The 11,424-nt window shown below is 49.6% G+C and carries 8 protein-coding genes, 1 tRNA gene and 1 pseudogene; 3 read left to right on the forward strand and 7 right to left on the reverse strand.

Annotated features, from left to right (window positions below; translation table 11 throughout):
• Positions 1 to 264: 264 nt before the first annotated feature.
• The 6 genes and pseudogenes from herA to proB form a co-directional block, all read right to left on the reverse strand.
• Complete coding sequence (gene herA, locus HMPREF3142_RS04945; RefSeq protein WP_070611712.1) at positions 265 to 2,055, reverse strand: anti-phage-associated helicase HerA; 1,791 nt, start codon at positions 2,053 to 2,055, stop codon at positions 265 to 267.
• On the reverse strand, positions 2,052 to 3,308 hold the full coding sequence (locus HMPREF3142_RS04950) for a DUF4297 family anti-phage-associated protein (RefSeq protein WP_070611714.1): 1,257 nt from the start codon (positions 3,306 to 3,308) through the stop codon (positions 2,052 to 2,054). The genes herA and HMPREF3142_RS04950 overlap by 4 nt, the downstream gene beginning before the upstream one ends.
• 9 nt (positions 3,309 to 3,317) lie before the next feature.
• Positions 3,318 to 4,468: pseudogene (locus HMPREF3142_RS04955) on the reverse strand (tyrosine-type recombinase/integrase).
• A gap of 177 nt (positions 4,469 to 4,645) precedes the next feature.
• Positions 4,646 to 4,721: transfer RNA gene (locus tag HMPREF3142_RS04960), tRNA-Thr, on the reverse strand.
• A 113-nt stretch (positions 4,722 to 4,834) separates the two neighbouring features.
• A complete protein-coding gene (gene proA / locus HMPREF3142_RS04965; protein ID WP_016160355.1) occupies positions 4,835 to 6,088 on the reverse strand; it encodes a glutamate-5-semialdehyde dehydrogenase in 1,254 nt (417 codons plus the stop codon).
• 10 nt (positions 6,089 to 6,098) lie between these two features.
• Entirely contained in the window at positions 6,099 to 7,202 is a 1,104-nt protein-coding gene (gene proB, locus HMPREF3142_RS04970) for a glutamate 5-kinase (RefSeq protein WP_004204699.1), read from the reverse strand.
• Positions 7,203 to 7,491: 289 nt separating this feature from the next.
• Here proB and phoE point away from each other — a divergent pair, with 289 nt between their 5' ends.
• Positions 7,492 to 8,544, forward strand: a complete 1,053-nt coding sequence (phoE, locus tag HMPREF3142_RS04975; protein ID WP_008805307.1) for a phosphoporin PhoE — start codon at positions 7,492 to 7,494, stop codon at positions 8,542 to 8,544.
• 45 nt (positions 8,545 to 8,589) lie between these two features.
• On the opposite strand, the gene HMPREF3142_RS04980 is transcribed toward phoE, so the two are convergent.
• A complete protein-coding gene (locus tag HMPREF3142_RS04980; RefSeq protein ID WP_004191825.1) occupies positions 8,590 to 9,156 on the reverse strand; it encodes a C40 family peptidase in 567 nt (188 codons plus the stop codon).
• Between the two features lie 411 nt (positions 9,157 to 9,567).
• On the opposite strand from HMPREF3142_RS04980, the gene HMPREF3142_RS04985 reads away from it, so the two are divergent.
• Both HMPREF3142_RS04985 and HMPREF3142_RS04990 read left to right on the forward strand, forming a co-directional pair.
• Positions 9,568 to 10,437: a DMT family transporter gene (locus HMPREF3142_RS04985; protein WP_070611716.1), complete on the forward strand. Its 870-nt coding sequence runs from the start codon at positions 9,568 to 9,570 to the stop codon at positions 10,435 to 10,437.
• Between the two features lie 95 nt (positions 10,438 to 10,532).
• Complete coding sequence (locus tag HMPREF3142_RS04990) at positions 10,533 to 11,198, forward strand: HAD family hydrolase (protein WP_064166483.1); 666 nt, start codon at positions 10,533 to 10,535, stop codon at positions 11,196 to 11,198.
• Positions 11,199 to 11,424 lie beyond the last annotated feature (226 nt).

The raw sequence follows: 11,424 nt of genomic DNA on the forward strand, positions 1-11,424 counted from the left end.
GAAAACCGACCCACGAAGCGGGCAGGCGAGGCGGGGAAAGCACTGCGCGCCAGCGGTAAAGTATTTATTTAATGATATTTAATTTCGCGACCTGAGCGCGTCACTGCATCGCGCGGATTCAAGAGAGTGTTGGTGAGTGGTAGAACTATGTTCGAGGGCTTGAAGGGCTTCTGAGGCTGCCTGATGAAGGCGAAGAAAAAGCCGCTCGGAAGCGGCAAGTAGACAAAAGGTATTTAGAGAACCCCAAATTAACAAATTTTGAAGTTATTTAAGCCAGTGGTCTTTGACACCTGAAAAATCCACATTATGCCATTGCTGTTTCCAGACCTCCCAATATTTTATGTCATTTGAAGATGGTTGCTTATCCTCTGGACATAGATCAATAGAAACTATGGAAGGCAAAACAATTGACTCCCCAATAATTAAAGCTTCACCAGCCTTAAGGGAAGGTAAAGTATCAATAATAGCTCCAAGTGTATCAGGGAGAAGTCTCTTGACATAATTTTGATCCACAGGGTTAGTTAACCTCATAGCTATAAAATTATTACATTGAGAGAATATGGTTTCAGATATTTCGGATGGCCTTTGGCTGGCAAGAAGTAAGGTAACCCCATATTTCCGGCCTTCCTTAGCAATACGTTCAATTGACTTTTTAGAAGACCTATATCTAACAAGTTCACTATTTGGAACGTATTTATGAGCCTCTTCATAAACTAAAAGAATGGGGAAGTCAGTATTTTCACCATTGGCCTCTTTCATTTTTTTATAGACATAACCATATTCAAAAATCAGTCTGGATATTAAAGAAACCGTAATGCTCAAAACCTCAAAAGGTATTCCACTTAAATCTATAATAGTCACATTTCTGTTATCATCTGGTGTTGTTTTTACTCCTAGCAAACTCCTGATAACATCTTCAAATTTATTACTTCTAGATTTCTCAGAGAAAAGGAATGATAACCTATCTTGATTGATTTTTTCGGAAAATCGAGAAATAAATTTATCTAAAGTCCCATCAGCATAAAACCCTTTTGTTATATTCGAGTTTTTAGTGTTGTAGAAATTAAATTTTTTCTCAAAATATTTATCAATACGATCAGCGTCATTAAGTTGGCAACCGCAATCTTGGGTTGTGGAGCTATCCCCCTTTTTATCTGCTTCACCAGATTCACCAATGATCATATATCTATCATTTGCTTTTGAATTTTTGGTCTCATCTCGCAGGTTTTTTAAAGCATTTTCAACTTCATCTATATCAAAAAAGACAGGGCTGTCATAAAAAACTTTCGATAATGATGGGTTATGTTTTCTCTTATTTGCCGTTACCAACATTCTAAATACCGATGACTGATTATAGTTATCTCTTTCTCCGGTATCTAAGAGAATCTCTTCTAATTCTTCACTGTTTAGCAACCAATAAGGCAAACATAAGTTATTAACATCTAAAAAATTGGCATCAGGAAAAGCTGAACTATACTCAGAGTGAATATCGAAAATAATAATATGCGAGTTATTTAAACTAAAATCTCCATTTCTTCCATTTATAGCCGTTTGTATTACTTTGGAGACAGTATGAGATTTTCCAGAACCTGTCGATCCTATTATAGCAATATGTTTATTAAAAAACCTATTACCATCCAATGGAATTCTAATATTTTCGTTATATGAAAGAGAGCAAAACTCAAATTGCTTACTTTGTTCTACAGAATCTTTATAAATACTTCTAATATCATCATATGTCGCTGGCGCAGCCTCTTTAGGAGGTAATGCAATTGAATCGCCACCGCGCTCAAACTTCCCATCCTTGATAATACCCAATGGATTAGCTTGTATAAGATACTTTCTCTCACCACTCTCCTTAGCTTCAATTGAAAAGTTTTCAATAATACCAATGAGCATCATAGTTCCATCATCAGATGGCACTTTAATATATGATCCAACCTTTAAGTTTTGCCCATCTTTAAAATCATTAAGGTTAGTTACAAGGATCTTAATATTATTCGGATAAACAGATATAACTTCGGCATTAACATCATTCAAATTAGTGTTATTCATTTCAATATCCTTTTACACATATCTAATGATTTAACTTGGATTTTAACAACCTTAGCTTGTTTATTTTCATAGTGATAAAAAGGTTCATTAACATAGAACTGATAAATTTCTTTTGTTTTAGTTGATCTTAATAAAACATCATCAATGAAACTAATATCATTTACAAACCTAATTTTATAATATGATATATCATTAATATCTCTCATTAACGACTCACAATTAAAACTTGCACCGAGGTAATCATACCCATCCATTGGGGGGTAGCCTGATGTTTTTAAAGCCAACTTCAATTCTGATAAGTCAGAAGAAGACATCCCATGAATATAAAAATATGGACAAAACCGATCTTCTTGTTGCTTTTTGTTTATGCTTGTAACAGACCACCTTTTTAGGATGATAACTACTAACTCAACCACTTCATGAATTCTATAGTTATTATTCTCAATAATAAAGAAACGGTCAAAATTATTAGTGTTCATCACCGACGGGAAATACTTAGCTCTTAACTCCTCACAATAGCTAATTTCTGATTTGAATATTGAGAACCAAATATCAAATAGAATGTTTTTATTATCAATCTGATTTTTAAAATCAACCGGTAAGATTTTTCTGTTTTCCTCACCTTTTATGGTTGAGTATTTTTTTATAAGTGAAATTGCATTATTATAATAATAAAACTCAGCCTCAAATGCAGAGCATGAATAAACATCCTTAATTTTATCTAACACTTCATTTATTTGCTTATCATAAGATGGTGCGTTGATGTCAATGGTTAATAAACTGATGAAATCTGATAAATGCTGTTCATTAAGACCTAATTCAATATGAGTTTCAATTGTTTTCTTGATTCTTTTTTTATCATCTCCTTTATCTTTTTTTTCATACTCATGATATATCAAGAAATTATCTTTCAAATATTCAACTGTCAAAGGAAGTGTTAGCTTATCGTGCCCTTTAGAGTAAAAACCATATAAAGTATATTTATACGACTCTTTACTATTAAAAACTCTATCAGCGAAATCCTTTAACATCAAGCGAATAGGCTTCGCTATGACAGATGAATTATACTCTGTGCTCTCATAATATTTACATTGTATTGCCGTATTATCATCGACGGTTTTAAGATCAATGTCCTCAATCCCCTCAATATAAATGGCATCATTATCGGAACGTTGCAATAATTCAAGAATAGTCTTATCAAACTGATAAAAATAACCTTTGATTGCGTGTATAGCACTGCGTGGATTGTCCATGTTTATCCTTTAATCAAAAATGTAATTTGAATACCACTGCATCATACTCCGCCGTTTATCAATATACTGAACATGATTGTACGTGCCTCTGATATTATTCTTATCTATATGAGCAAGCTGTATTTCAATCCAAGCCGAATCAAATCCTTGCTCATGTAAAATAGTCGATAACGTATGCCTAAAACCATGCCCTGTAAGTTTCCCACCATAACCAATGCGTTTGATGACCTGATTGATACTGGCTTCGCTCATCGGCTTGTTCGGATCGTTCCGCCCCGGAAAAACATAACGATAGTCCCCAGCCATGATCTTCAGTTCATTGAGTAAATCTAACGCTTGAGACGACAATGGCACAAGATGTGACCTGCGCATTTTCATCCTTTCAGTAGGAATTTCCCAAATTGCGTAATCCAGATCAAATTCTTGCCATAATGCTGCACGTAATTCAATGGTTCTCACACCCGTAATCATAAGTAATTTCGTAGCAACTTGTACAAGCCGACTGCTTGCGTAACTGTCTAAGGCTCGTAGAAAATCTGGTAGCTCACCAACTTTTAGGAATGGAAAATGATTAGATTGATGTACTTCGAGGGCGCTAGAGAGATCTGCAGCAGGATTAAACTCAGCTCTCCCAGTAGCTATGGCATAACGAAACACTTCTGAACAACGCTGTCGAACTTTGCGCATCTTCTCTAACGCCCCGCGTTTTCAATTTTAAGCAGTACGTTAAGCAGCTCCAGCGGTTTTATCTTTCCCACTTTCCTTGTTACAACATACGGGAAAATGTCGTTCTGAAACGCTTCCATGATATCTGACGCATATCCTGCCGACCATTTGGCGGACTTCATCTGATGCAACTCTGTAGCTATCTTTTCAAACGCACTTTCGGATTCCGTTTGCAAAGCGACCTTCTGCTCTTTTCGTACTTCACTCGGGTTCTTTCCTTCGGCGACCAGTTTTCGGGCATCATAGCGACGAGAGCGAGCATCGGCAAGGTTGATTGTCGGATACACACCAGGCGAGATCATTTTGGGCTTACCGACATAGCGATAGCGGAACCGCCAGCTTTTGCTTCTATTAGGTTCTATAAGCAATGACAGCCCTTGCCCATATCCAAGCGTATAGGCTTTAGCTACAAGCTTAGTGCAGCGAATCTGCATATCATTGAAAGGCGTGTGTATAGGAATCCAGGACCGAACAAAGACATATACACAATCCTAAATACATTAAGTATATGATTTACTAGAAAATTACGGGCGGCGATGGACTGAAGAGCAGTAAAATCTTTATAAATCAGGGTAGTTATGGATAAATACGGACGTTGGGGGAAGTTGAAATGGTGCCGATAATAGGAGTCGAACCTACGACCTTCGCATTACGAATGCGCTGCTCTACCAACTGAGCTATATCGGCCCTGCAAGAGGTGTTCACGAGCGTGAATCACGAGGCAAAAGGTTAGAACTTAGCGGGCGATGCGTCAATAGCCAGTGGAATCAACTGCCTATTTTTGCATCGCCCGTTCTCATTTACGCACGAATGGTATCGTCGCCGAAACCAATCCACTTATAGGTGGTTAACGCTTCCAGCCCCATCGGGCCGCGGGCGTGCAGCTTCTGGGTGCTGACCGCCACCTCCGCGCCAAGGCCGAACTGGCCGCCGTCGGTGAAGCGCGTGGAGGCGTTCACGTAGACGGCGGAAGAGTCCACTTCATTGATAAAGCGGTTGGCGTTACGCAAGGTGCGGGTCAGGATGGCGTCGGAATGCTGAGTGCCATGTTCGCGAATATGGGCGATAGCCTCATCCATATCGGCCACCACTTTGACGTTCAGATCCAGCGACAGATACTCGTCGTCATACTGCTCCGCTTTCACCGGCTCGACTTTCGCAGGGCCGTTTTGCAGCGTGGGGAGGGCGGAAGGGGCGGCGTGCAGGGTGACGCCGCTCTCGGCCATCTGCTTGCTTAACGCCGGCAGGAAGGTGTCGGCGATGTTGCGGTGCACCAGCAGCGTTTCCACGGTATTGCAGGTGCTCGGCCGCTGGGTCTTGGCGTTGACGATGATCTTCAGCGCAGGGGCGATCTCGGCGGTTTCATCAACGAAGATATGGCACACGCCAATCCCGCCGGTGATCACCGGGATCGTTGACTGCTCGCGGCACAGCTTGTGCAGGCCCGCGCCGCCGCGGGGGATCAGCATATCGATGTATTTATCCATCTTCAGCATTTCGCCCACCAGCGCGCGATCCGGGCTCTCAATGGCCTGTACCGCGGCGGCCGGCAGACCGCACTCCTGCAGCGCCTGCTGGATCACCTTCACCGTGGCGGCGTTGGTGCGCCAGGTCTCTTTCCCGCCGCGCAGGATCGCTGCGTTGCCGGTTTTCAGACACAGGGAGGCGACGTCGACCGTCACGTTGGGACGCGCTTCATAAATCACGCCAATCACCCCCAGCGGGACGCGGCGACGTTCAATACGCAGACCGCTATCCAGCAGCCCGCCGTCGATCACCTGGCCGACCGGATCGGCCAGATTGCACACCTGGCGCACATCGCTGGCGATGCCGCTCAGGCGCGCCGGGGTCAGCGCGAGGCGATCAAGCATCGCTTCACTCAGGCCATTGGCGCGAGCTTCAGCTAAATCTTCCGCGTTGGCGCGCAGAATATCGTCGGTCTGCGCTTCCAGATAATCGGCGATCTTTTCCAGTACCTGGTTCTTTTCCCGGCTGGAGAGTAACGCCAGCTGCCAGGAGGCCGCTTTGGCGGCAATGCCCATTTGTTCCAGCATTTTCAGCTCCTTAACGGATGATCATATCATCGCGGTGGACGGCCACCGGGCCGTATTCGTAGCCCAGAATGGCATCGATTTGCTGCGAGTGCTGGCCGGCGATAAGGCGCAGCGCATCGCTGTTGTAGCGGCTAACGCCGTGAGCGATATCGCGTCCTTCGCTATTGCGGATGCGGATCACTTCGCCGCGGGAGAAGTTGCCGCTGACGATTTTGATGCCTTTTGGCAACAGCGAGCTGCCTCTTTCGAGGATCGCTTGGGTCGCGCCCGCATCGACGGTCAGTTCACCGGCCGGCGGGGCGCCGAAGATCCAGCGCTTACGGTTCTCCAGCGGAGACTCCTGCGCGTGGAAGCAGGTGCCTACTGGCAGGCCTGCCATCGCATGGCCGATGACGTCCGGGCGGTTGCCAGCGGCGATAATGGTATCAATCCCCGCGCGGCAGGCGACGTCCGCGGCCTGCAGCTTGGTGCCCATGCCGCCGGTGCCGAGTCCGGAGACGCTGTCGCCGGCGATGGCGCGCAGCGCGTCGTCGATGCCGTAGACGTCTTTAATCAGCTCCGCCTGCGGGTTGCTACGCGGGTCGGCGGTGAACAGTCCTGGCTGGTCGGTTAACAGCAGCAGCTTATCCGCCCCGGCGAGGATCGCGGCCAGTGCGGAGAGATTGTCGTTATCGCCCACTTTGATTTCCGCGGTGGCGACGGCGTCGTTTTCGTTAATGACCGGGACGATGCTGTTATCCAGCAGCGCGCGCAGAGTGTCGCGGGCGTTGAGGAACCGTTCTCTGTCTTCCATGTCGGCGCGGGTCAGCAGCATCTGGCCAACGTGAATGCCATAGATAGAAAACAGCTGTTCCCACAGCTGGATCAGACGGCTTTGTCCCACCGCCGCCAGCAGCTGCTTGGAGGCGATGGTGGCGGGCAGTTCCGGGTAACCAAGGTGCTCGCGCCCGGCGGCAATGGCCCCGGAGGTCACGATGACAATACGGTGTCCCATGGCGTGCAGCTGTGCGCACTGGCGCACGAGCTCAACGATATGGGCGCGGTTCAGGCGGCGGGACCCGCCTGTTAAAACACTGGTGCCCAGTTTTACCACCAGCGTCTGGCTTTCACTCATGATTCTCTGCCGTTCAAAAGGAATATCGATATCGAGCTGATGTTGTAGCAGGAGTCGGCCCGCTTGCCAACACCCGGGGCGGCGGGCGCGCCATTTTATTGCGCGGGATCGGGCATTCTGGAGAGGGGATGTGACAAAAATATGTCAGATACATTTAAATACTCTTTTTTATAAAAAGTTCCACCTTGTCATAAATATTTAATCTCCCGGCGTTAAAAAACCTCCTGTTTTTGATGGGCGAGCGCCCGCAATTGAATAGCGCGTATAAATAAATCACCAGGACTGAATAATGAAAAAGAGTACTCTGGCATTAATGATGATGGGCTTTGTGGCTTCAACAGCGACGCAGGCAGCGGAAGTTTATAACAAGAACGCGAACAAACTGGATGTGTACGGCAAGATCAAAGCCATGCACTACTTCAGCGATTATGACAGCAAAGATGGCGATCAGACTTACGTGCGTTTCGGTATTAAAGGCGAAACGCAGATTAACGATGACCTGACCGGCTATGGCCGTTGGGAATCTGAATTCTCGGGTAACAAAACCGAGAGCGACTCGAGCCAGAAAACCCGTCTGGCATTCGCCGGGGTGAAGCTGAAGAACTACGGCTCCTTTGACTACGGTCGTAACCTTGGCGCCCTGTACGACGTGGAAGCCTGGACCGATATGTTCCCGGAATTCGGCGGCGATTCCTCTGCTCAGACCGATAACTTTATGACCAAGCGCGCCAGCGGCCTGGCGACCTACCGTAACACCGATTTCTTCGGTCTGGTGGATGGTCTGGATATGACCCTGCAGTACCAGGGTAAAAACGAAGGCCGTGAAGCGAAGAAACAGAACGGCGACGGCGTTGGTACCTCATTAAGCTATGATTTCGGCGGCAGCGACTTCGCCGTCAGCGCGGCCTACACCAGCTCCGACCGTACCAACGATCAGAACCTGCTGGCCCGCGGCCAGGGTTCGAAAGCGGAAGCCTGGGCGACCGGCCTGAAATATGACGCCAACAATATCTACCTGGCGACCATGTACTCTGAAACCCGCAAGATGACCCCGATCAGCGGCGGTTTTGCCAACAAAGCGCAGAACTTTGAAGCGGTGGCGCAGTATCAGTTCGACTTCGGTCTGCGTCCGTCCCTCGGCTATGTGCTGTCGAAAGGGAAGGATATCGAAGGGGTGGGTAGCGAAGATCTGGTTAACTACATTGACGTGGGCCTGACCTACTACTTCAACAAAAACATGAACGCCTTCGTGGATTACAAAATCAACCAGCTGAAAAGCGATAACAAACTCGGCATCAACGATGACGACATCGTCGCGCTGGGTATGACCTACCAGTTCTGATTAACCGCAGAACCACCCGCCGCAGCCCTGGCTGCGGCTTTTTTTTTAGCGGCGATTCTTCGCCAGATGCAGGGTGTCGCTGTTCATGGTGATCTGCGCGTTATACTCCTTCGGCAAACGGCGCGCCTGGTAGAACGCCGACTCCCAGTAAGGGTTGTCCAGCGAAGAGCGCATCACGCCCTGGCTGCTCGAGGCGTGAAGGAAATTATGATCGGTATCGTAAAAGCCAACGTGCATCCCGGCCCGGGTGCGGAAGAAAACCAGATCGCCGGGACGTAAATCGCGCTTATTGACCCGCACGCCCATGTGCAGCAGCTCGCGGGTGGTGATCCGCTCCATCGGCAGGTTAAAGCGATCCTTCAACGTGCGCCAGACGAAACCCGAGCAGTCGACGCCGCTTTGTTCAGTACCGCCCCATTCATAGGGGGTTCCCTGCCAGGTGTGCATCTGATCATGCAGGGCCGCCACCACCGGGATCAGATCGTCCGATCCGCTATCAATGGTCATATCCGCATGAGATTTTGTGTTCTTTGCCTGTTTCGGTGAGGAGGAGCATCCTGCCAACAACAAAAAAGGAATTAAAAAGAGAGCATGCGTCAGTTTTGGCTTCATATCGTTATTTTCGAAGTAGCAAGCAGACTGCTTTGTTTTATAGCCGATTAAAAAGAACGGCTGAATAAGCCGAGGCCGCCTTTACGTTTATTTACGATTAAAAATAAACAACCAGTCGAGAGATCAGCCATAAAAGGCAGTTGTCACTTCCGAACGGCCTGTGCCAGGATTCTGATTAAACATTTCACGAGGCATTCCATGACGCATTACGCCATCTCTGGTGAGACTTTGCCCGGCGCCGCTTTCGACGCGGGGTGGATGACGTCTGCGCCTCATCATTGCTTCACCACGCTCTGCCCACCGCCTCCCCCTCCAGACCGGGTTGTTTTCGACGCTTAACGCCGTCTTTAGCAGGCGCTTACCTGCCGGTATGACGCTTGATACCTTGTGTTTGACGTTCTGGAGCATGCTATGCACGTTCGCTATTCTCTGCTCGCCTCGCAGGCGACAACGGCCATTTTTGTGCTGCTGTGGGGCAGCGCGGCCATCTTCACCCGCTGGGGACTGGACAACGCTTCGCCGATGGCGCTGCTGGTCTTTCGTTTTCTGATTGCCCTGGTCGCGCTGGCGCCGCTGGCCATCGTCCGTCGGCGCTGGCTACCCGCGCCGGGCACCCGCCTGCAGACAGCGGCCACCGGCCTGATGCTGATTGGCGGCTATTCGGTCTGTTACTTCGAGGCGATGGCTAACGGTGTGACGCCGGGACTTATCGCCACCATCATGGGGATCCAGCCCATCCTTACGCTTTGCGTGGTGGAGCGTCGCCTGCAGGGGCGGCGGCTGTCAGGACTGCTGATTGCCCTGGCGGGGCTGGTGCTGCTGGTGTGGCGCAGCCTGGCGGCCTCGCCGATGGCGATGGTGGGGATCCTGTTTGCGCTGGCGGCTCTGCTGCTGATGACCTTTGGCGCGCTGTGGCAAAAGCGCAGCCGTCAGGCGCCGGCGGATGTCCTGCCGCTGCAGTACGCCGTCAGTCTGGGGCTGTGCCTGCTGATTGCCCCGGTCAGCGGCTTCCGGTTTACCGTTAACGCCGGGTTGATTATTCCGGTGCTGTTTCTCGGGCTGCTGATTTCGGTGGTCGCCCAGCTGCTGCTGTATCGTCTGCTGAGCGCGGGAAATATTGTCAATGTCACCAGCCTCTTTTATCTGGTGCCAGTGATCACGGCGCTACTGGATTATCTGCTGCTGGGCAACCGGCTGCCAGCGGCGGCGATGGTCGGTATGGTGGCGATCATCGGTGGGATCGTGCTGGTGTTCCGCACCGCGAAGGTCCGCGCCGGCTGATGGCGAGCCGGGCGCTTTGGCGTCCGGTTCATTTTCCTGTCATCTTTTTTACGCATGCTCCCGGCAGCTTATTTTGACCAGTAAGGGAAAGTACCATGGGCAACACGCTGACGATTTTTGATCTCGATAACACCCTGATACAGGGCGATAGCAGTACGGTCTGGAGCCAGTTTATGGTTCGCGAAGGGCTGGCGACGCAGAAGGGGTATCTTGCCCGCGAGGCGCGGCTAATGGCGGATTATGACCGGGGAGAGATGAATATCGCCGATTATGTGGCCCTGATCCAGGCGCCGCTGGCCGGAATACCGAAGTCGGACGTTGACGCGCTGGTGGCCCGCTGCGTGCGCGAGGCGATCCTGCCCCGGGTCTATCCGCAGGCGTGGGAGCTCATTCGTCGTCTGCGGGCCGAGGGGGAGCAGATGCTGATTATCTCCGCCTCGGTTAGCCTGCTGGTGCAGGCGGTGGCCGCCGCGCTGGAGATTGATCAGGCGCTGGGCATTGACGTGGAGATGGTCGACGGCGGCTACAGCGGGGTCATTGCCGGGATCCCCAGCTATCAGCAGGGGAAGGTGGCGCGTCTGGCGCAGTGGCGCGAGACGCATCCGCAGTATGACGGCGAGGTGACTTTCTATACCGATTCCATTAACGATCTGCCGCTGTGCCTGCATGCGGATCGCGTGCGGCTGGTCAATCCCTGTCCGCAGCTGCAGGCGGCGGGTGCCGGATATGGCTGGCCGGTGCTGAGCTGGCGGCTGGAATAGCGGAGCGGATAAATATTTCTTCGGGTTCAGCCGTTCCAGGCCGGATAAGCCCTGTAGGCCGGGTAAGGCGCCAGCCGCCACCCGGCGAAATATCGGCGCAACCGGAAATGTCCCTGCTCGCGCTACGCTTAGCAGGGCTACCACTCCTGTGTTATTTCCGGGCACATTGCGCTCCCAATATTTTTTCTGCGCTATGTCACTCATGGCGCAGGGAGCGCACAGGGGG

It is taken from the genome of Klebsiella sp. HMSC16C06, assembly GCF_001808325.1.
Lineage (GTDB): Bacteria > Pseudomonadota > Gammaproteobacteria > Enterobacterales > Enterobacteriaceae > Klebsiella > Klebsiella variicola.

Bases quoted from the DNA above. Each gene is read 5' to 3' on its own strand.
- herA (WP_070611712.1), bottom strand. From the start codon at position 2,055: ATGAATAACACTAATTTGAATGATGTTAATGCCGAAGTTATATCTGTT.
- HMPREF3142_RS04950 (WP_070611714.1), bottom strand. From the start codon at position 3,308: ATGGACAATCCACGCAGTGCTATACACGCAATCAAAGGTTATTTTTAT.
- proA (WP_016160355.1), bottom strand. From the start codon at position 6,088: ATGCTGGAACAAATGGGCATTGCCGCCAAAGCGGCCTCCTGGCAGCTG.
- proB (WP_004204699.1), bottom strand. From the start codon at position 7,202: ATGAGTGAAAGCCAGACGCTGGTGGTAAAACTGGGCACCAGTGTTTTA.
- phoE (WP_008805307.1), top strand. From the start codon at position 7,492: ATGAAAAAGAGTACTCTGGCATTAATGATGATGGGCTTTGTGGCTTCA.
- HMPREF3142_RS04980 (WP_004191825.1), bottom strand. From the start codon at position 9,156: ATGAAGCCAAAACTGACGCATGCTCTCTTTTTAATTCCTTTTTTGTTG.
- HMPREF3142_RS04985 (WP_070611716.1), top strand. From the start codon at position 9,568: ATGCACGTTCGCTATTCTCTGCTCGCCTCGCAGGCGACAACGGCCATT.
- HMPREF3142_RS04990 (WP_064166483.1), top strand. From the start codon at position 10,533: ATGGGCAACACGCTGACGATTTTTGATCTCGATAACACCCTGATACAG.